The sequence below is a fragment of the Mesorhizobium sp. WSM4815 genome, assembly GCF_055811575.1.
On the sequence record NZ_JBVVQS010000082.1, the window covers coordinates 19,893 to 37,057 of the forward strand.

At 59.3% G+C, this 17,165-nt stretch carries 30 protein-coding genes; 17 read left to right on the top strand and 13 right to left on the bottom strand.

Annotated elements, in window-relative coordinates:
* Positions 1 to 4 precede the first annotated feature (4 nt).
* From AC0L2B_RS07240 to AC0L2B_RS07280, 9 genes are all read left to right on the top strand, one after another.
* Positions 5 to 433: a hypothetical protein gene (locus AC0L2B_RS07240; RefSeq protein WP_473744747.1), complete on the top strand. Its 429-nt coding sequence runs from the start codon at positions 5 to 7 to the stop codon at positions 431 to 433.
* Positions 434 to 436: 3 nt separating this feature from the next.
* Positions 437 to 637: a hypothetical protein gene (locus AC0L2B_RS07245; protein ID WP_473744748.1), complete on the top strand. Its 201-nt coding sequence runs from the start codon at positions 437 to 439 to the stop codon at positions 635 to 637.
* Positions 634 to 840: a hypothetical protein gene (locus AC0L2B_RS07250; RefSeq protein ID WP_473744749.1), complete on the top strand. Its 207-nt coding sequence runs from the start codon at positions 634 to 636 to the stop codon at positions 838 to 840. The genes AC0L2B_RS07245 and AC0L2B_RS07250 overlap by 4 nt, the downstream gene beginning before the upstream one ends.
* Positions 837 to 1,043, top strand: a complete 207-nt coding sequence (locus tag AC0L2B_RS07255) for a hypothetical protein (RefSeq protein WP_473744750.1) — start codon at positions 837 to 839, stop codon at positions 1,041 to 1,043. Before AC0L2B_RS07250 ends, AC0L2B_RS07255 begins: the two co-directional genes overlap by 4 nt.
* Positions 1,040 to 1,162: a hypothetical protein gene (locus AC0L2B_RS07260; RefSeq protein ID WP_473744751.1), complete on the top strand. Its 123-nt coding sequence runs from the start codon at positions 1,040 to 1,042 to the stop codon at positions 1,160 to 1,162. The genes AC0L2B_RS07255 and AC0L2B_RS07260 overlap by 4 nt, the downstream gene beginning before the upstream one ends.
* Positions 1,159 to 1,347 carry a hypothetical protein gene (locus AC0L2B_RS07265; protein ID WP_473744752.1) on the top strand — a complete coding sequence of 63 codons (189 nt, stop codon included), beginning with the start codon at positions 1,159 to 1,161 and terminating at the stop codon, positions 1,345 to 1,347. The genes AC0L2B_RS07260 and AC0L2B_RS07265 overlap by 4 nt, the downstream gene beginning before the upstream one ends.
* Positions 1,348 to 1,353: 6 nt before the next feature.
* Positions 1,354 to 3,870 (top strand): peptidoglycan-binding domain-containing protein, encoded by a 2,517-nt coding sequence (locus AC0L2B_RS07270; RefSeq protein WP_473744753.1) that lies wholly within the window; start codon positions 1,354 to 1,356, stop codon positions 3,868 to 3,870.
* 52 nt (positions 3,871 to 3,922) lie between these two features.
* Positions 3,923 to 4,558, top strand: coding sequence for a hypothetical protein (locus tag AC0L2B_RS07275; protein ID WP_473744754.1), 636 nt, complete (start codon positions 3,923 to 3,925; stop codon positions 4,556 to 4,558).
* A gap of 266 nt (positions 4,559 to 4,824) precedes the next feature.
* Positions 4,825 to 4,992, top strand: coding sequence for a hypothetical protein (locus tag AC0L2B_RS07280; protein ID WP_473744755.1), 168 nt, complete (start codon positions 4,825 to 4,827; stop codon positions 4,990 to 4,992).
* Positions 4,993 to 5,233: 241 nt separating this feature from the next.
* Here AC0L2B_RS07280 and AC0L2B_RS07285 read toward each other — a convergent pair whose 3' ends face one another.
* The 10 genes from AC0L2B_RS07285 to AC0L2B_RS07330 all read right to left on the bottom strand — a co-directional run bounded on the left by AC0L2B_RS07285 (position 5,234) and on the right by AC0L2B_RS07330 (position 9,495).
* The gene (locus AC0L2B_RS07285) at positions 5,234 to 5,548 is read right to left on the bottom strand and encodes a hypothetical protein (RefSeq protein ID WP_473744756.1); all 315 of its coding nucleotides are present in this window, start codon (positions 5,546 to 5,548) and stop codon (positions 5,234 to 5,236) included.
* Complete coding sequence (locus tag AC0L2B_RS07290) at positions 5,545 to 5,706, bottom strand: hypothetical protein (RefSeq protein ID WP_473744757.1); 162 nt, start codon at positions 5,704 to 5,706, stop codon at positions 5,545 to 5,547. The genes AC0L2B_RS07285 and AC0L2B_RS07290 overlap by 4 nt, the downstream gene beginning before the upstream one ends.
* Positions 5,703 to 5,873 (bottom strand): hypothetical protein, encoded by a 171-nt coding sequence (locus AC0L2B_RS07295; protein WP_473744758.1) that lies wholly within the window; start codon positions 5,871 to 5,873, stop codon positions 5,703 to 5,705. Before AC0L2B_RS07295 ends, AC0L2B_RS07290 begins: the two co-directional genes overlap by 4 nt.
* 58 nt (positions 5,874 to 5,931) lie before the next feature.
* Positions 5,932 to 6,453: a hypothetical protein gene (locus AC0L2B_RS07300; protein WP_473744759.1), complete on the bottom strand. Its 522-nt coding sequence runs from the start codon at positions 6,451 to 6,453 to the stop codon at positions 5,932 to 5,934.
* 99 nt (positions 6,454 to 6,552) lie between these two features.
* Positions 6,553 to 6,972, bottom strand: a complete 420-nt coding sequence (locus AC0L2B_RS07305) for a thermonuclease family protein (RefSeq protein ID WP_473744760.1) — start codon at positions 6,970 to 6,972, stop codon at positions 6,553 to 6,555.
* 213 nt (positions 6,973 to 7,185) lie between these two features.
* Positions 7,186 to 7,404, bottom strand: coding sequence for a hypothetical protein (locus AC0L2B_RS07310; RefSeq protein WP_473744761.1), 219 nt, complete (start codon positions 7,402 to 7,404; stop codon positions 7,186 to 7,188).
* Positions 7,401 to 7,715, bottom strand: coding sequence for a hypothetical protein (locus AC0L2B_RS07315; protein ID WP_473744762.1), 315 nt, complete (start codon positions 7,713 to 7,715; stop codon positions 7,401 to 7,403). Before AC0L2B_RS07315 ends, AC0L2B_RS07310 begins: the two co-directional genes overlap by 4 nt.
* Before the next feature lie 102 nt (positions 7,716 to 7,817).
* The gene (locus AC0L2B_RS07320; RefSeq protein WP_473744763.1) at positions 7,818 to 8,321 is read right to left on the bottom strand and encodes a hypothetical protein; all 504 of its coding nucleotides are present in this window, start codon (positions 8,319 to 8,321) and stop codon (positions 7,818 to 7,820) included.
* Positions 8,318 to 9,292 (bottom strand): hypothetical protein, encoded by a 975-nt coding sequence (locus AC0L2B_RS07325; protein ID WP_473744764.1) that lies wholly within the window; start codon positions 9,290 to 9,292, stop codon positions 8,318 to 8,320. Before AC0L2B_RS07325 ends, AC0L2B_RS07320 begins: the two co-directional genes overlap by 4 nt.
* A complete protein-coding gene (locus AC0L2B_RS07330) occupies positions 9,289 to 9,495 on the bottom strand; it encodes a hypothetical protein (protein WP_473744765.1) in 207 nt (68 codons plus the stop codon). Before AC0L2B_RS07330 ends, AC0L2B_RS07325 begins: the two co-directional genes overlap by 4 nt.
* A 70-nt stretch (positions 9,496 to 9,565) precedes the next feature.
* On the opposite strand from AC0L2B_RS07330, the gene AC0L2B_RS07335 reads away from it, so the two are divergent.
* The 3 genes from AC0L2B_RS07335 (at position 9,566) to AC0L2B_RS07345 (ending at position 12,665) form a co-directional block, all read left to right on the top strand.
* Entirely contained in the window at positions 9,566 to 9,835 is a 270-nt protein-coding gene (locus tag AC0L2B_RS07335; RefSeq protein ID WP_473744766.1) for a hypothetical protein, read from the top strand.
* 105 nt (positions 9,836 to 9,940) lie between these two features.
* Positions 9,941 to 12,133 (top strand): hypothetical protein, encoded by a 2,193-nt coding sequence (locus AC0L2B_RS07340; protein ID WP_473744767.1) that lies wholly within the window; start codon positions 9,941 to 9,943, stop codon positions 12,131 to 12,133.
* Between the two features lie 307 nt (positions 12,134 to 12,440).
* The gene (locus tag AC0L2B_RS07345; protein ID WP_473744768.1) at positions 12,441 to 12,665 is read left to right on the top strand and encodes a hypothetical protein; all 225 of its coding nucleotides are present in this window, start codon (positions 12,441 to 12,443) and stop codon (positions 12,663 to 12,665) included.
* 252 nt (positions 12,666 to 12,917) lie between these two features.
* Here the strand turns inward: AC0L2B_RS07345 and AC0L2B_RS07350 are convergent, their stop codons facing one another.
* The gene (locus AC0L2B_RS07350; RefSeq protein WP_473744769.1) at positions 12,918 to 13,292 is read right to left on the bottom strand and encodes a hypothetical protein; all 375 of its coding nucleotides are present in this window, start codon (positions 13,290 to 13,292) and stop codon (positions 12,918 to 12,920) included.
* Here AC0L2B_RS07350 and AC0L2B_RS07355 point away from each other — a divergent pair.
* A complete protein-coding gene (locus AC0L2B_RS07355; RefSeq protein ID WP_473744770.1) occupies positions 13,276 to 14,136 on the top strand; it encodes an ATP-dependent DNA ligase in 861 nt (286 codons plus the stop codon). The genes AC0L2B_RS07350 and AC0L2B_RS07355 overlap by 17 nt on opposite strands.
* A gap of 6 nt (positions 14,137 to 14,142) precedes the next feature.
* On the opposite strand, the gene AC0L2B_RS07360 is transcribed toward AC0L2B_RS07355, so the two are convergent.
* Positions 14,143 to 14,457 (bottom strand): Rap1a/Tai family immunity protein, encoded by a 315-nt coding sequence (locus tag AC0L2B_RS07360; RefSeq protein ID WP_473744771.1) that lies wholly within the window; start codon positions 14,455 to 14,457, stop codon positions 14,143 to 14,145.
* 131 nt (positions 14,458 to 14,588) lie between these two features.
* Between AC0L2B_RS07360 and AC0L2B_RS07365 the strand changes: the two genes are divergently transcribed.
* The 4 genes from AC0L2B_RS07365 to AC0L2B_RS07380 all read left to right on the top strand — a co-directional run bounded on the left by AC0L2B_RS07365 (position 14,589) and on the right by AC0L2B_RS07380 (position 15,703).
* Positions 14,589 to 14,768 carry a hypothetical protein gene (locus tag AC0L2B_RS07365; protein WP_473744772.1) on the top strand — a complete coding sequence of 60 codons (180 nt, stop codon included), beginning with the start codon at positions 14,589 to 14,591 and terminating at the stop codon, positions 14,766 to 14,768.
* A 383-nt stretch (positions 14,769 to 15,151) separates the two neighbouring features.
* Positions 15,152 to 15,283, top strand: a complete 132-nt coding sequence (locus AC0L2B_RS07370; protein ID WP_473744773.1) for a hypothetical protein — start codon at positions 15,152 to 15,154, stop codon at positions 15,281 to 15,283.
* A gap of 67 nt (positions 15,284 to 15,350) precedes the next feature.
* A complete protein-coding gene (locus tag AC0L2B_RS07375; RefSeq protein WP_473744774.1) occupies positions 15,351 to 15,524 on the top strand; it encodes a hypothetical protein in 174 nt (57 codons plus the stop codon).
* Positions 15,521 to 15,703, top strand: a complete 183-nt coding sequence (locus AC0L2B_RS07380; RefSeq protein ID WP_473744775.1) for a hypothetical protein — start codon at positions 15,521 to 15,523, stop codon at positions 15,701 to 15,703. The genes AC0L2B_RS07375 and AC0L2B_RS07380 overlap by 4 nt, the downstream gene beginning before the upstream one ends.
* Before the next feature lie 105 nt (positions 15,704 to 15,808).
* On the opposite strand, the gene AC0L2B_RS07385 is transcribed toward AC0L2B_RS07380, so the two are convergent.
* On the bottom strand, positions 15,809 to 16,999 hold the full coding sequence (locus AC0L2B_RS07385; RefSeq protein WP_473744776.1) for a tyrosine-type recombinase/integrase: 1,191 nt from the start codon (positions 16,997 to 16,999) through the stop codon (positions 15,809 to 15,811).
* Positions 17,000 to 17,165: the final 166 nt, after the last annotated feature.

Genomic DNA, 17,165 nt, shown 5'->3' on the forward strand with positions numbered 1-17,165 from the left:
AGCGATGATCCTGGCAGCAGGGTGGAGCGCACAACAGATTGCCACAGGGGCGAAGATCCCGGTAGGCGTCGCCGCTGATTTCCTCACCGACACCAAGCATCCGTCGACCACGGACATGGCGAACCTTCAGTCATGGGCGGACACGAAGGTCGGCACGTCATCGACCGGATCGAAACACATGGATCGCGCGCCGAAGCAGATCACCCTGCCCTCGGTGATCGCCCCGGATGCCCACACACTGCCACGGGGACCCGTGTTTGAAGCGGGTGCGACGGCCCCGGCGCTCAAAGTGACGGGCGCTGAGCAAACGCTTGCAGCCGTCGCTGACATGCTCGGTGGCGTCGGTCCCAAGGGCGGCGTTACCGGCGTCGGTGCGCAGATCACGGCGAAGAAGATCATCGCCGGCGAGCAGGTCGCCAAGAAGGTCGCCTGAACCATGACCGCCATTTGCGACACAGTCACCGCTGAGTACGACCGCCAGATAAAGGTGGCGCTAGCGGGACTGTGCGAGCTCGTGGCCAAGAAAATTCGATACGAGCATCCGGACGTTGATTTGAGCGATGACCAAGCGGTGTTCGACGCCGCGCTTCGCTCGTTCTGCATGTCAATGATGCCGGCACAGGGACGAGCACAGTGAGCATCTTTTACAGCAACGCGCGGCAACAGAATCCCGGATTCAAGGACCCTCGCAACGTCGCCGCGTCGAGCGCGCCGACGAAAGCGCTTACGTGTTTTGCCTGCTCCAAGACGATCGCAACCACCGGGCTGTCGGTCGTGTACGTCAACAAGAAACGTGCTCTGGCGTGTCCGGAGCATGAAGCGCTTGGGGTCGCGCCGTGAGCCGGGCCAGCCAGATCATGCACGATGTCCAACGCCGCGCCGAGCACGAAGCGGAACTCGCCGAAGAACGGGCGATGCGTCAAGCGCTCGGTGATGCGCCACAAGGGGCGGGACGCAAGCACAAGCCCGCCAAGGTCGAGGCGAACGACCGCGACAAGGGCAGGTACTTCAGGAACTTCGGTCCCAAGGAATTGAAGACATGACGCCCCAGTGTGAACCGAAGACCTGCCCGAACCCCGCGATCCCGCAGACGGCGCCTGTCCAGCCAGCGACACAGCGCGACGCCAACGGGGTGATCGTGCCGCAGCCGGTGGCGCCATGAGCGACATCGCATCCCCTGTGGCAAAGGCCGATGACCTCGCAGCACGTGCGATCTTGAAAACGTGGTGTGACGCAAAGCGCGCCGAACTTGGTCCCGAGTGGAAAACCCTGCTCGCGGAATCGCTCACGAGCGAGATGATGGCACGCCCAGGTATGCGCGCCCTGCTCGCGAAAATGGAGGATTGATCCGAAGTGGCATCTTTCGTGGAATCTGCGACCCTGCTCCTGAAGGACAAGGCGTCGCCTAACATTAAGCGTGTTAACCGCGAACTTGAGAAGCTGTTGCGCACGGCGAACCAACTCAAGTCGAAGAAATTCGAGATCAAGGTCAACACCAAGGGCATCACGACGGCGACGCAACAGCTTGCGAAACTGCAGAAGACCAGCGCAAAACCCGTCAACATCAAGGTCAACTTGCAGGGCGTGAACCAAGCGAATGCCGCGCTTAATCGCCTCGCTCGCAACCGCACTTCAAACATCAACGCGATGGTATCGGGTGGCGGCGGTGGTGGCGGTGGCGGCACGGGTGGTGGTGGATACGGGCGGTACCCGGGCGGCATCGCTGGTGCGGCGCGCATCTCGGCCATGTTCGGCACGGTTGCCACAGCGGGTTACGCGGCAGCGCAGGCGCTCAGGTTCATCGCTAGCAGCGCCGCGGATGCAGAACGCACCGAATTGAAACTTGGCGCTGGTGCGACGCCGGCGCAGAAAGCAATCATTGATCAGGCGGTCGCGCCGGAGGGTCAAGGTCCAATTCAGTTCACGGCCAGCGAGCGCAAGGCCCTTGCGCAATCCCTGCTCGGCGACGTTCCCGCTGGCACCGAAACTGAAGTCGCGACCACAGCCGTAAAGCTTGCGGCAGTACTCGAAGAAAAGGTTTTGCCCCGCCTGTTCGCAATGACCGGCGACGCCGACGAAGCGAAGAAAGGTTTGCGCGCACTCGTGCAGGGTCTGAACCTTGCGAGCGATGAGATCGTTGACAGTGCTGGCAATCTGACACCGCGCGGCGAGGGTGTTCTGCAAGCGCAGCAGATCGCAATGGCAGCTGATCCGAACCTGACACCCGAACTCATGCGGACCGTTCTCGCGAACCTGAAGACATCAGCGTTCGCGATGAGCCCGCGACAGCTTGCGACCGTGTTCATCAACGCCGGCTCTCGCGGTCAACGTGTCGCCAACGAAGCGTTCCGCGCAATTCAAGCATCAATGGGCGATGTCGATAACAAGGGTCTGAACAACGCCCTCGCCGCGGCAGGCCTGTTGCAGAACGTCGAGCGCAACGCCAAGGGCAATGTCATCGCCGGTTCGGGCAATCTGATTGACGAACAACTGGCAATGGAAGACTTCAACATCTGGGCGCAAAAGTACATTGCCACCCCGATGGAAGAAGCGCTTTCAAAGGTCACACCTGAGATCCCGCCGAGCTACGCCGAGAAAATCGCATTCATCAATGACCTGTTCAAGGGCGCCCCAGCGACCGCTAAGCAAGGTATCGCCGACGCCGTGCTTGGCGATAAGCAGATGCAAGCGTCAATTGACCAAGCAGAGCGCGTGCTCGCTCAGCCGGTTACGCCCGTGCTTGAGCAGTCGTGGGTCGCGCAGATGAACAACGTCAGCACGTCCTGGACGGACTCGGCCGCAACATTCGGTCAAGGTGTTCTGAAGTTCGTTGGCGCTGCTGAAATACTGGCAGGTTACGCCAATCGCGAACCCAAGTCGCTTGAAGAACAAGTCATGCGCGGCCCGCTTGGACTTGGCACGCTGTTCGGCAATATCATGGAAAGCATTTTCGGCACCGACGCTGCGCCGACCGGCAAGCAGTTGACGCCCGCCGACATCGCGCGGACAGGCGTTGTTCGGGGCGGTATGATCCCGGGTTTCGAACGCGTCGAGACCGCGGCCGACAAAGCAACGCGCGGTCTCGAAATGTTCAAACAGAGCATGGATCGTTCGGCGCAATACGACAAACAGACCGGGGTTGACCGCGACCTGTTTCCCTCGCGCTCGTTCGCCGCTGATGCAGGCATCCCAGAATTCAAGAAAGACATGACCGCGGTTTCGCAGGCGTCAAAGCTGGTCGTTAATTCGTTCGGTGATCTCGCAGCGGCAGGCCCCATGCAGGCACTCAAGCGCGGCGTCGATATGCTGGTCAGGGAAAAGATCGCCAAGCCGGGCAGACTCGACAAGGACAAGCGCGCCGAAGATATCAAGGCGTTGCAAAAGTCCGCTGGCCTTCCTGAAACCGGCGTTGCCGACGCGAAGACAAAAGCGGTCATCGAAGCGTTCCAGCGTGAAGTCGGAATTCAGGTGGACGGCATCGTTGGCGCCCAAACCGACAGCGCCCTCGCTCAGCTCAAAGCGATCGCCGATGTTCTAGCGCAGCAAAAGCGCGGCATCGATAAACCGCATCTCGCGCCGGGCCAGGTGCCGGACAATGTCATGGGCGCAGGCGTGCCGGTGGCTGACAATCTGGCAGCGCCGCTCGCAGCGGTGGTCAACACGATCGCCCCGACCATCACCGCGACAGGGGCGCCAACCGGAGCAGCGATGAGTACCGCGTTCACTGCGGGCGTGAACCCGGCAGGAATCGGTGGAGCGATCGGCGACGCTGCCGCAGCGCGCATTCGTGCTGCGACCGCCAACATCAACGTCAACGTGAAGATGCCAACAGCGGGAGCGAACGTCGGAACGACGCAGACGAACGAGTAAAGCATAAGGGCTCCGCAGCCTCCCCTGTGGCAATCGAACGTGCGAGAATACAATGCCAAACCAAATCGACATCCCGACCAAAACCCCGGTGTTTGCCACAGGGGATTTCAACATCGAGTCCCTTATCGTTACGCCGATCGGCTTTACCGTCTTCAGCGCAGCCGCAAAGATCGTGCAGGCCAAGGCCAAGGACGAAGCGGCGCTTATGCGGGCGTTCTTTCGCGAGCGCGTCAAGCGGCAAGTCAAAGCGAAGACCACGGCCGGCGCAACGATCCCAATGACCGACGAGCTTATCAGCGCCATGCCGATCAAGCACGCCCTGTCTTTGAAGCATGCGCTGAATGAGGTGTCGGTTGAGCGTGCGAACGAACCCGAGATACTGAGCGAGGGCGACGGCATCATGACGCCCATTCACGTCAAGCTAGGAACGCCGATCGTGATGCAGGGCGGGAAAACGATCGCCGAACTTGAGTTCCAGGCGGCGACGTTCGGTCAACTCGAAGCGGCGGTGATCAGCGATAGCACGATGGAACGAACGCTCGGGTTGCTGGCTATCGCCCGCCCTGTCGGACAGGACATCAACTTGATCAACCTGCCGTCGTGGGCGCTCGACGCGATCACGCTTGAGGACGGTATGTGGCTCACGAATAAGGTGACCCCGAGTTTTTTCGCGGAGGCCAGCGAGTGACCGAAGTTGCATATCTGCTCGGATACCACGCTGGCGCCGGCGACCTGTCAAACGTGCCATTGCCCATCCTCGTCAACCGAATGAAATCGTGGAGCAAGGCGTACAAAGACAACGCCAAATTCCAAGCATCCATAGCGGGTGCCACGTTGAAGTAATCCAGTTTGCGCACGACGACTTTTGCGGGTTGGTACGTGCGCAGACGTCTCGGGGCGGGGTGTTCCTCGCACGTTCTACCCGCCCCGAGATCGTAATCACAGGAGGTCACCATGCTTGAAGTCAAACAGACTGACACGTTCACCAAAGACGGCAAAGCGTTCACCATCGTGAGAATGAACGCCCTGAGCGTTCGCTTGAAGCGCGTCGCTGACGGCATAGAGACGACTGTGCCGAACGAGACGTTCGCCGCGGACTACGCCGTAGCAAACGCCGGGTGATCATCGAAAGGCGGTGCCCTGATCCGGTCCTCACCGCCCCGACACCGTATCCCAGCGACCCCGTCACGTTGCCAGGAATCGGCGTGACGGGGTTTTGCGTACCGTCGCTGTGAGCGCGTTCGGCGTCGCGGGGCGATCATCGTTCACCCGATCGCTTCGCCCCTCCCACGCGTCGCCTGTGTGGCGGTGTGAACGCGAAACGCCCCGACGAGCGGGGCGTTCGATCGAGGCGGCGGGTTGATCAGTAGGATTTAAGTATGGCGTCAGTTCGCATCCAGGCGATGGCGCATGCCAGATATCCGTTGCGAGCGTACTTGTCATTGAACTCGGTGAGTCCAGCGTGATACGCCTTGAACACCTCATCCGGGGCATCTAGTCCCGTGTACCGTTCGCCGCGTCGATCAAATTCCGCGTCGTCGGATTTGAACAAGTTGCAACCAGGTTCGCCCCATGCCGCGATGTCGTAACCGAACTGCTGCGCATCGTAAATTTCGGACGCCTTCGCCCCTGTGGCAAGGGTGGCGACTGTGACGGCGGCGAGGATGGCGGTCTTCATTTCGTGTCTTCCTTGTTTGCGGCCGCGGCGTCGCGTTGCTCGGCGAACGCTCGGACCATTTCGTTTGCTTCGGTGATCGCGTCGCCGTCGATGGCTTCGCGGATGATGTTCTCGCGCTTGTATGCGGCGAGCAGGTCGGCGAATGATTTGAGCTTCATGAGCGCGGCACGCAGAATTCAGGGCGAATGGCGCGGTCGTCGCCGGCTTCGATCTTTTCCGCAGCACAGGCCCACGCGTCGAGCTTGTCGGCGATCGCCTCGCGGTTATCGAGCGCCGCTAATAACAGCGTGGTCGCGAGCATAATCACAATCCAGGTAGTGCGCATTTCGGTGTTCCTCGGAGGGTTGACAGGGGGCGCGCGGCCCCCTGTTGCAAATGTCGGCTCACGCGGCGCGGGTGATGCCGAGCTTGGCGTCGGCCTTTTTCAGCTGAATGGAGCTGGTGGCCTTGTGGATGCCCTGAGCGACGAGCGCAGCGATCGCGTCCTTGCGAGACATCTTTTTGTTCGCTGCCGCGAAAGCGCGGACGATTGCGCACGGGCCGAGGTCGTCGGTTGCCGCAGGGGCGGCCTTCTTCGCCTTCGCCGGACGCTTCACAATGATGTCGGCTTCAGGGTTCATCTTGATCTCGTAGCGATCAACGCCGTCGGCCGAGCGCAGGCCGTAGGGCTTTGCATTGAGGCCCTGCGCCTTGATGGCGTCGAGACATTCGCGGCGCGTGGCGTAGGTGACGGCGACCGGCTCGGCGACAGGGGCGACAACCTTTTCGCGGATCTCGAATTGCTCGACGCCATTGGCCCCACTAGTCGTGTAAAGCTCGCGGGTGTCGGCGTCGTAAAGGCCAGCTTTGACCGCCTTGCGAATTGCGGCGACGGCTTCTTTCTTGTTGGTGAAAATGTTCGTCATGTTCGTTGCTCCGTTGCGCTGCGCCGCGACAACCGCGGCGTGCATTGGATATACGCGTCTCAATCACAGGTAGCACCAGCGGTCGAAAAAAAAAATAAATCAACCGCACCAATGCGCGAGCCTTGCGCGCTTGGCCTCGCGACCTGGCCGCCAACGCAACGCCTCGCCGCTGGTGATCATCGCTTCGCCAACGTTCACGCCGTCAACGAACGCCGACGCGAGCGTGCGACGATATCGGTCTCGCCCGCGCCGTTGCAGCGTCACACTCGCCCCTGCGGCAAGGTACCGTTCAAGCGACGCCTTGGCGATCAGCGCCAGGTCGCGCTCACGTGGACAACGCGGTCGCGTGAGTTCGGGCGTGTCGGTTTCGTAGATGCGGATTGTTTCGCCATTGAGGGAAAAGGTATCGCCGTCGAGCACGCGAACAGGGGTCGAGGTCGAGGCGGAGCCGATCGGGATGGCGATGATCAGCGCGGCAATGCCGGACAGAAATATAGCGTCGGTTGGTTTGAAGGACATCTCGCACGTTCCTTTTGGATTGGGTTGTTTTATGCGTCCGTCAAAACCATCTGCCGCACATGAATCCAATTTGCTCGCGGTGTGCGGCGTCGCTGTGCGTTAGTGGCGACGCGCGTTTCGGTTGATACGGTTGCGGCAGGAGATACCTGGCGATCGGCGGCCCCGTGCGCAATGGCACGGCCGGCGTCAGCGAGGTGTGCGCCACGTGCTTGGTCACGGCTCGATTCCAACGTGAGCGAAGATGTACGCCTTGAACGCTGCAAGACGTGCTTCGGCATCGAGCATCGCGGTTTTGTGGTACGCAATGGAGCGTTCGAGATCGCTTACGATCACAGCGAACGGATCGACGCGATATTCCTCCAACCGTTTCGCTGCGCCGTCGGCCATGCTGGCGTCGAAATCGAAAACGATCTTCGGCGTGTCGTCGCTCATGCGCCCGCCCCTGTGGCAATGGACTCGCCGCGGTCGCGCAGCAACGTCGCCGCGCACAGCATGACGAGACGCGCTTGATCGCGGAGCGTACCATCGAGATCAGGCAAGAGGTCATACACGTCATGCCAGAGGGTGCGCGGATCATCGATCAGCAACGGGTCGTTGGCGGCGGCGATGATGCGCCGGACGCGATATCCAAGGGTGGCGCCTGCTAGGTCGCGCTCATATTGCTCGTCGCTCACGGCGACAGGTTCGCCGAAGTAGTTGTCAGATAGCATTGCACGGGCCGCGAGCGTTGCTGTTGCTTGCATTTGGTATAACCTTTTCGTTGCTGGGTGGGATCGTCATGAATATTCGAATTATTGTTGCTGCGCAAGGGTTTGCTCGCGTGCCATAGGGAGATTTATTGTCGCTTACTCGTGCCTTGTCACGGATATACTGTGCGTCTCGGTGATGGTCACATGCTCGTACCGATCGAACCTTTCAATCAGCGTATGAGGACCGACGGTCACGACCGAGATCACCAGCGGGATGCCGTGCAGCTGGTTCGACATGGTGTGCGGATCGTTATCGATGCCGACGGCGCGCAGCAGGTGGTTAAACCGCCCCTTGGCGTCGAGCTCGATCCGGATGTCCTCATGCCAGAAGAACAGGTTCTCGGCGATCAACGCGCCGTTGTATTCCGGGTTTTCGCTGACCACCATGAAGGTGAGGAACGCGTATGGACCCGGGCTGTACGCGACACCGGGAACGTGTTGCTGAAGGCGCCGACCGGAATCGATGATCACCGCCTTGTACACGCCGGACGGCACGCGCGGCGGGTCCTGCGCCCATGTCGGCGCAAACATGACGCCAGGTGGGCGCTTTGGCGACGATTTGTCCTGCCACAAGAGGTCGACATCGTTGAAGCGGTTCATGGCACGTTCCTTTTGGCAAATGCATTTTCGGGTACGGTGACGCGCTCGACGCCGGATGAGACGCGACCAGCGCGCTCAGCACACTCAACAGCACGTTCCCATTCACGCCGCTTCGCGTGGTAAAAGAGGCGGTGCAATTTCTGCGGGCGGGTCTCATGCTCGTGCGGCGTTGAGTTCGTTACGAATGGTGACGCCTCAAGAATGCGGAACGCGGTCAACTTGTCGGTACGCGTGCTTGCGAGGGCGAGCGTGATCGTTCCGAGCGTCGCCGACCAATCGCCGCCGCCAGGATAAACGATCGGCGTGTTGAGCAGGGGTCGCAATCCGCCGCCGCCTTTGACAAACTTGGACGCCTCGTCAATCACCGCTTCGTGGTCGCCGTATTGGATGGCGTTGTATTCCACAGGGGCGTGTGGCGTGATGGTATCGATCCTGCACAGATGCGCGATGATGTCCCACCCCTCTGAGATCGTGTCGTCGTGCTGCATCCCGTTGCCGGTCACGGCGATGAAGCGCGCCCCGTTTGCAATGCCGTCGTAGAAAGTCACGCCAGGAAGTTCGCTGACCGCCCCCTGTGGCAACTGTCCGAAGTAGTAGAGGTGTTCGCCTTCACCGCTGACCGAGATCTCATGCAGCGATGGAAACTTTGAGCGCAGGACCATCACGTTGCGCTTGAGCGCAGCAACGTCCGTCACCTCGCGGTAATCGATATCGGCGACGGTGACGCCCTGACCGAGCACGATGCCGACGCCGAAGTCAGGACCGGCAGCGATCGCCGCGGCGTGGCACTGATCGAACGAACCTTGATTGGCAGGGTTGAAGGCGTTGATCTCGCCAATGAACGGGTCACGCCAGCAATGCGGAATCTTGTTCAGTTTGCCGGACGGTTGAAGCACAAGGCGGTACACGATCCAGCGCGGGTATTTGCGCAGTTGTAGCGCCACGTTGTTTAGGTGTTGGTTGGCGTTCATTTCTGGCGCTCTTCGCTTTCGAGCATTTGAACCGCGAGCAGCGCCCATTCGCGCAACTGATCGAACGTCAATCCGCCTTTGCGCTCGGCAGCGAGCGCTGCCTTGATGCGGAAGTAATCGATCGTGATCGGTTCGGGTTTCATGGTTATACTTTCATCTTTGTTGTCCGGCGCAAGTAACGCGAAATAACGTGTTGCGTTCACCGACGTATCACCCTATGATTATTTGACGACATAAAAATGCATTTGTCAAACGCAAATAAAGGAAATGAAAATGTCTGTTTACCCGAAAGCAACGCCTGTAACACAAGAGCAATCCGATGCGAGCGCACACATGAGGTCCCTTGCGCTTGAAGAGCGAAAGGTTGTCGGCGATACCGAACTTGCGTTGCGCCTCGGAATCGGATACCAGCGTCTCAGAAACTGGATGATGAATCCGGGTGCTGTACCAAACAACGATGATATGCAGGCGTTAGTTAAGTACTACATGCCAGGATACGTTCTCGTACCTGCGATGGTTGTGCCTGCCGCGAACGTCGCCTAAAATGACCGCGCGTAATGCGCGAGCTACCGTTCCCTCCAAAACGAACGGCGCACACCGGCTGTGCGATCACCCTGCCCTTGCGGCGCATTCTCCGACAGGGCAGCAATGATCATGTCTGATGCTACAATTGATCTCGCATTTACGAAAAAGTGCGGATGCGCCAGCGCTGAGACCTGCATTGGTCGCGGGTATTGCGAATGGAAGAAACCCAAAGCGCCACCCGTGCCTTCGCCACCTCCCCCGCCGCCACCCGTCGAGACGGTTGAGCATGTCGAGACGGCTGCCGTTCCGCCTGTCTCGCCGCCACCGCTTGAGGATGAACTGGCAGCGTTGCTCGCAGGCGTGAGACCTCGCGCGCCGCAGCATTTTGACGGCGTGCAATGGGAACCGAAAGGCGGGGGCAGCGCTGCACCCAATACCGACAGTGAGCAGGCAACACTGCCGCCGACGTCACCGACATCTGATGCTGAACGTCTAGGAAGCGAAGCGGTAAAGAAGCAACTTGAGCGCGACGAATACCATCGTAAAGAGCACGAAAAAGGTCTCGAAGATAATAACATCTTCATTTACCGCGCGGATCAGCATATTGCCATCGCCGAAGGGACAGCGAAGGCGCTTGTTAGGAACGGATGCAAAGTACACTCGCGGGGCGAAATGCTTGTTCGCATCCAGGAAATAGAGCGCGTCATAACCGATGACGTAACCGGCACAACGAAGACAGTTAAACATCTTGGTACGAAACTCGCCAATCCATCGTTGCTTCGTTACGAGGTCGAGAAGGTTTGCAAATACTATACCACCGCGACAAAAACAAAACCATCTGCGTTCATACGACCGCCGATTGAAGTTATCGAAACGATTCTTCAACTTGAAGATTGGCCGTTCAAACCAATCGCAGGCGTCATGTCCTGCCCGAGCATTCGCGGTGATGGGACGTTGGTTGCAACACCTGGTTACGATGACGCCACAAACATCTACTACCATTTCGATCCGGCGAAGTTCCCTAATCTGAAATACTTGGACATACCCGAAAACGTGACATTCGAGCGCGCAAAATGGTGCGCCACGCAAGTTCTCGACTTGTTTAAACAGTCTGTGTTCTACGATTACTACCGCACCGACGACTTGACGTGGCGCGATGCTTTCGGCGTCGAGCGTAAACTGACGCGAAGTCACAGCGTCGCCCTGTGCCACATGATGACCCCGGTAACGCGACCCGCTTACCGAACGGCGCCGCTACACGCGACGCTTGCCGCCGCCATGAACCAAGGCAAGTCATACATTCAAGAGGTATCGTCCATGTGCGCGACCGAGCGCGAACTTGGACCACTGTCGTTCAAACCGCTTGACGATGCCAAGAACGAACTTGAGTTCGATTCCGCATTGATGACGAGCATGGCAATCGTGCAGTGGGACAACGTAAACAAATACGTCTTCGGTAAGCAAGGTTATTACCTGTCGCCGATCACGCAAGGCAAGAAGAGCATCCGCAAGTATCACACACAGGACACGCATGAGGTTTCGTGCCGAAGCACAACGTTCTTCATCAACGGTATCAACCTCGGGTTCACCGAAGAAATGGCGCGCCGCACCATCGCCCTGTGGCTGCGGCAGCGCCCAGCAGGTCACGCGTGGGACAAGTCGCACAACCCTATGAACCTGGTGAGCGAGCGCCGTGAATTCTACATCATGTGCATGCTGACCATTGTGCGCGCATATCATGTCGCCGTCGCTCACCGTAGTTGCGGCATTGATATAGGCGTCGCTTCAATGCTCGGTCTCGCTCGTGTTGACGCAGTGAAAGCATTCGACTCCTTTGCAGGGTGGGATCGCTTCGTGCGCTTCCCACTGATTTGGTTGGGATTGCCGGACCCGAAGGACAGTTCGGTCGACCTGGTCGCAAACGCCGAAGACGGACAAACCGAGCACGATCTGCTCGCCGAGATCGTCAAGGTGATGCCTGTAGTGACCGCAGGGCGTACCCAGGATTTCACGGTCAAGAAGTTGCTCAAATTGTGCGCGCAGCGAACACCCTCGGTTGCCACAGGGGGCGGATTTGTGTTGGAGCGGCAAGATTTCGAGCATGAGGATTTGCGTGAAGCGTGCATCAATGTCGCCGGGGTCGATGGATCAGGCGGCGTAAATTCGCGCAAGTTAGGGGGCTATTTGGCGTCGCTTTCTGACAAGACAGTCGGCAGTTGTACATTGGTTAGATGTCGTGGCGCAGATGGGGCAACAATAACTCACAGCGGATCGGCAGTGTTTCATATCGTCCAAAGTATCCCCGAGATCACGTGAAATAACGTGAAAATAGGGAGATGCATGTGGGTATGTGGGTCGAAGGGGTTTGCAACATGTATTCATTTGAGATGCATTTGAAAATATTCGACCCCTTAAAATATATAAAACAAACCCACATAACCCACATATGGGCATTCAAGGCCTTGAAATCCCTCACTATTTTCGATGTGGGTTACGTTCGGATAATCAACAACTGACCCACATCGACCCACATACCGCAAAATTTTCGCCGCCAACTCGATCGAAACCGCCGCGCTGCGCTCAACCGCCCCTGTGGCAACTGACAACCTGAAAGGAACAAAACGTGAAGAAGCAACCTGCCAGCGTACCGTATCATGGTCCTATACTATTCATCGGCGATGTAACGCCAGACGGCCGGGTAGTGATCACCATAGGCACCGGCACGAATGGCGAACGGGTCTACATTACAATAGAGCCGCCGCTTACCGCGCACGATATCGCCCGCATCGAGCGCGACAGGGCGAAGCGCACTCAGGAAGCAGCCAGCGCGCCCTCATGGGCAAGCTGATCTCGCGGCAACTGACGCCTAAGCAGGGTCAAACCCGCCCTGACCCGCAACGCCGCATCCACAAGCGCACATGTTCCGCGGACACGACCATTTCGCAAAGAATTGAACGATTGCAGGGACGACTGATCGACCCTGCCGACGGCACGAAATCCTCGCCGCACCCCGTCACACAGCGCAGCACAGGCGATCGCCGCGCTCGACGCGATACGCGACAGGGGCGGCACGCAGAACGCGCACACCGTCGCCCCTCGCCTAACGCCCTTCACGGGCTTTGGCGTAGGCGTTCTGCCTCAATCCCACGTGCCTTGCGGAGTCCGGCGTATAAATCAGATTGACGTTGCGGCTTTGGCATTGGCTGCACTTCATCCTCGGCAGCAGGTCGTCGCGCATTGCCGGAGTGTCCGCGCCGAGCGTGTCGCGTAGCCGCACAAGATCAAGCTCCTGGGTGTGCCGACAAGCTGCGCTGAGGCAGTGCGCCGTCACCTGCATCCCGCCATCGATTAGGGTTTGGAATGTCCAGCCGGCCATGATCGTAGATAAGGATTCAATTTTACGATTTGCAACCATTTCAGCGCCAGCTAATTTACCCACGCTGGGCGGGGTTGGGTGCATGAGTTTGCGGTTCATCAAACCGATGTCGCCGACATTGGTCGAGGTGCCTCCCACGGGGCCGAACTGGATTCACGAAATCAAATATGACGGATACCGGACCCAGGTCGCCGTAGAGCGCGGCACCGCGCGGGCGTTCACCAGCACGGGCATAAACTGGTCATCGACGTACAAACAGATCGTTGACGCGGCAAAGGATCTCGCGGAGTCGGCGATCATCGACGGCGAGGCAATCGTCCTCAATGAAGCCGGCGTGTCTGACTTTCATTCCCTGCGAAGCGCGATGCGATGGTCGCCCGGTCGGATCATCTTCGTCGCCTTCGATCTGCTGCATCTGGACGGGATCGATCTGCGGCGCCATCCCCTGTTGGAACGTCGAGAACGATTGCTCGAACTGATCGGCGCGGGTGATGGCGTGATCCAGTACAGCCACCATGTGGTAGGCGGTGGCGCCGACTTCTACACGGCGGTTGATCGCTTGGGCCTAGAGGGCATGGTTTCGAAGCGTCCGGGTAGCGCCTATCGCAGCGGCAAGACCGAAGCGTGGCTCAAGATCAAATGCTACGAAGAACACGACTACGAGGTTGCAGGGGTGCAGCGTAGACCCGGTTCGGCGCCCTTGGCGTTGATGGTCACGCGCGACGCGGAACGGCGCTATGTCGGTTCAGCAAACATCGCCTTGACCAAGGCCATGCGCGAGCGCCTGTACCAGCGCGTTCAAGCCGGCAAAGGCACACCACCAAAGGGCGCCGACAAGGTCGAGGGCGAGTGGATCAAGCCGGGCCTTGTCGGCAGGGTCAAAACCTTGAAGCGCGAGGACAAGCTACGTCATGCAACCTTGCGAGACATCAGAGAGGAGTAGCGCCGGCTACTGCGGGCACGGCCATGCGAGGTGGAACGCTCTGTATGCTAGCACAGACGCCTGGTATTGGCGCACCTCGGGATGGGCGTCAATGAAGCGGCAGACCACATCCCATGCCTGCGTCGCACGCACCTCGGGAGGTAGGCAGAAGAAACGTTCCTTTCCGTGATAACCGTCAAGGAGGCCCAATATGTATCCCTGACGGAACCGTGACGAAGCGGCGCACTCCTTTTGCAGATCGTTCCCGTCCACCCATGCGGCCTGCGCCGCACTGGCAAGTAGCAACAACGAAACCAAGACCGCCGCAGCGAAACGGATCATAGCTGGCCCCCAAAAGAGGACGTTAACACCCCTGTGGCAAATGATCTATGACCTGACTTATGACCGGGGCAGTCGAACCTATGCGGCGGCTGGGTTCGTGCTGTTTGCATTAAACATGGGCGGTGACCGGCATGAGCAAAAAGACCGCTGATCAAGAAGCTAACCGCCTCCTCGTATCGCTGGACGATGCGAAGCAATTTGCAAAAGATTCGAAACTGCCAGACGCGCTAAAGCTTGAGATCGCTAAAAAGCTGGGCGACGCGCACGCTGCCATTTCGCGGTGGTTGTCGAACGCGAGCAGATTGAACTGAGCTGGCACCGACCGGCACGGCCTGCCCCTGTATGCGCTCATTGCCGGGTCGCAATCGCCTCAACCCCCACCCTCGCATCCGCAAACCCGACCTGTACCAAGGACACGACCATTTGCACGGGAAATGGGACGCTCGAAATGGGCGCTCGGCGCGGCGAAGTAACGCGAATGTGATCTACCCGTTTCATGCAAGTTCATTCCACTCTATGCACGTTGGTTCCACTTGGTGCCTGTTGATGCCGGTTGATGTCTTTTAGTTTCCCACGTCTATCCGCGATCACGGCAGTTTCACTGTTGACATCGCGCCACGGCTCAGCGCTTATCTTGTCCAGGTCCTGTTGAAGCTTTTCTCAATGGCGAGATTTGTCTTGAAAGGACCGTCCCATGATAATCACTTTCGACCTCGGTCAGGTGCTCACCCTGACCGCAAGCCTATTCGGCGTCGTCGCCGGCCTGATTGCGATTGCCCGCTTCATCAAGTGGTGGTGGCACAAGCCCGTCGAACCGGGTGAATGATCTCACGTCCCTTGACGCCCTCGCCCGCCATGCTATCGCTGGACGCTCAACCAGCGCGAGAATCGAAATGATCACGGTCTCCATGTCCATCGAGCGCGAGAAATTCACGCCTGAACTAATCGCACAACTGGAAGCGGTCGCGCACAGCTTGATAGCGCATGAGTTCAAAGGCACGCCGAACGGCGACGTTGTCCGCGTTGGCATGCTGGTGCATCAGTTCCCGGCGCCCCCTGCCGAATGATCGAAGACGACGACGGCACGGCATTCAGACGGGCGGTCAGGGCGGCACAGCGCGAGCACGAGCGCGCCGGTGTCAGCGACGAGACGCGGCTGTTCATGCGCAAGCTCGTCTGTGTCATCGAATTCGAAATGCTTTGGGACGCGGTCATGGCGGTCGAATTCCCAGACGACGACGAATGACGGCGACGACCTGGCCCGCAACGCACGCCACACCTGACACAGGCGACGGCACAAGCGATCGCCGCCCCTTGAACGTGCAATGCAGCACGCGACACGGCGAACGCGTCACAGCGACGGTGTGAGGTGATCCGCGTACCGCTGCATAAGCGCCTTTCTCAGGTCGAGCGCCGTCGTTCGCCGGTACGCTTTCTGAACGCTGTCCGTCAGCGCATGTGCCAAGGCGTGCTCGGCCAATGATGCATCCACGCCCATGTCTTCGCACCAGCTGCGAAACGTCGCGCGCATCCCGTGAGGCGTCGCGCCTGAGTCCTTGCCCATGAGCGGCACAAAGGCGGTTGAGGCGATCGGTTGACCACGCTTACGTGGCGACGGGAACACGAATGTCCCGCGCTCGACGCCTGGCAGGCCACGCAACAGCGTCACCGCTTGCGTGCTGAGCGGAACAATGTGCGGTGCGGCCGCTTTCATGCGCTCGGCTTTGATTGTCAGCGTGGCGGCGTCAAGGTCGACCTCATCCCAACGCAGACCGATCACCTCGCCGCGGCGAAGGGCTGTGAGCATGAGCAATCGAAGCGCCGCCGACGCTTGCGCCTGTGGATCGTTCGCGCCTGGCAGCGCCTTGTAGAACGCTGGTGCGGCCTGCCAGGTCATCGAAGCGAAATGCTTGGTGCGATGGCGCACGACCAAGATCTTCGATAGCACGTCCTCGCTCGCCGGGTTGACGCCGAGCGGTCGCAGTTCAAGGGCGAAGGCGGTATCCAGCACGCGACGGATCACCGATGCCACGGACGCGACCATCGTTGGACGCTTCGTCACCCAAGGGGCGAGGATGCGCTTGACATCGCCAACCCCGACCTCGGCAACGGGCGTCTTCAAGATCGAACTGCAATAGGTGGTCAGGATGCGCCGGAATTCGATCTCCTGCGCATTCGTCTTCCACGTGCGCAGGCCGACATCTCGAATGTACGTCTCGGCGACATCGCTGAACGTGGTGACCTCGGCAATGCGCGCCTTGGCCTCGGTCTTGGCGGCAGCGATCAGATCGATCCCATCCTTACGCTTGGCGCTCGTCTGCGCCGTATGCCAGCGCGCCTCTCGCAATCGGAACTCGGGAGCGGACATCCCCTGTGGCACGTAACGTCCAATCCCGTGTTCCCTGCGCACGCCATTCGCCGACCAGATCACCGACCACGCGAAGCGATCGTTGGCGTTGCGGCACAGGTACAATCCATCGCCGCAATGAAGACGCCGACCTGTGTCGCCCTTCATCCAAGATTCGATACCACGTTGATCCATCACATTGCCCCCTGTTGAGATCCAACGCATATCATCCAAACCCAATCCAGGCGACCCCGCCAACCCGCAACCCTCAACTCGACCCCCATCCCACATGCCACAGGGGTCGTATACCGCAAGGGGCGGCGACAAACAAATCATGTAAGGAATTCAGGCTGTTAGCGCG